2 protein-coding genes are annotated in these 1,182 nt (G+C 59.7%); one reads left to right on the plus strand and one right to left on the minus strand.

Annotation, left to right across the window (positions count from 1 at the left end; genetic code table 11):
- Positions 1-132: 132 nt before the first annotated feature.
- On the plus strand, positions 133-459 hold the full coding sequence (locus PMI38_RS26085; RefSeq protein WP_043274131.1) for a DUF1820 family protein: 327 nt from the start codon (positions 133-135) through the stop codon (positions 457-459).
- Here the strand turns inward: PMI38_RS26085 and PMI38_RS26090 are convergent, their stop codons facing one another.
- A complete protein-coding gene (locus tag PMI38_RS26090) occupies positions 460-1,005 on the minus strand; it encodes a tetratricopeptide repeat protein (RefSeq protein ID WP_008101205.1) in 546 nt (181 codons plus the stop codon).
- Positions 1,006-1,182: the final 177 nt, after the last annotated feature.

The following is a 1,182-nucleotide window of genomic DNA, read 5'->3' on the forward strand; positions in this document are numbered from 1 at the left end:
GCCGGCTCCCACAAGTACAGCACCGCTCTTAAGGCCTGTGCCGTACCTGTGGGAGCCGGCTTGCCGGCGATGAGGCCGCTGCTGTCTGCTATGATGCGCGCCTTTTCTTACGCATGTGTTATCCCGCCCACCATGAGCAAACGCGAACCCGCCATCTATAAAGTGATCTTCCTCAACCAGGGGCAGGTCTTCGAGATGTATGCCAAGCAGATCTACCAGAGCGACCTGTGGGGTTTCCTGGAAATCGAGGAATTCGTCTTCGGTGAGCGCACCCAGGTGGTGGTCGACCCGAGCGAGGAGAAGCTCAAGAACCAGTTCGAGGGCGTGATCCGCAGCTTCGTGCCGATGCATTCGATCGTGCGTATCGATGAGGTGGAGCGCCTGGGGACGGCAAAGATCAGCGAGGCCAAGGGCGGCGGCAATGTCATGCCGTTTCCGGTGCCGATGCCCGAGAAGTGATCAGGGGAGGGGCGAGAACGGCGTACGCCCTTCGGCGCTCTGCAGTTCCAGCAGGTATTTGCGGAAGATCTGGCCGAGTACCTGGGTGGCATGCTCCAGCTCGTCGCGGGGCATCTGCTCGGTCACTTCGTCGGCCATGTCCAGCGCATCTTCTGCGCCGTTGACCGCGGCCATCTTCAGCAGGATATAGGCCTGCACGTTGTTGGCCTTGACCCCTTCGCCATGAAAGAACATGGCACCGAGGCGGTACTGGGCTTCGGCATGGCCTTGCAGCGAGGCTTTCTCGAACCAGTCCAGGGCCTTTTTCAGGTCCTTGGGCGTTTGCGTGTAGTAGTACTCACCCAATTCGAACTGCGCCTGGGCATCCCCGGTCGTCGCCGTCTGTTCGCATGCCTTGAGGGCATTTTCCAGGTCTTCTGGCTGAACATTGAGCGTGCAGCGGCCCGTTGCCGGAATCAGCAACGAGTTACCGCCCTCCGCCAGGGCCAGCAGAGGCGAAAGAAGCAACAGGCAGCCCAAGGTCAGGGCGCGGCCGGTGCGGTTCATGGGGATCGACTTACCTCTGCAAAGCTGCGGCCAATGTCTCTGGTGGCACATTATGGGATAAGCAGCGCCAACCTTACAAAGTTTTACTCGAATTTCTGTGTTGGTGGGGAAACTTGCTGATGGCCGAAGGACTTTTATTGCCTTGACCGGCCTCATCGCCGGAAAGCCGGCTCCCAC

This window comes from Pseudomonas sp. GM84, assembly GCF_000282535.1.
Classification (GTDB): Bacteria; Pseudomonadota; Gammaproteobacteria; order Pseudomonadales; family Pseudomonadaceae; genus Aquipseudomonas.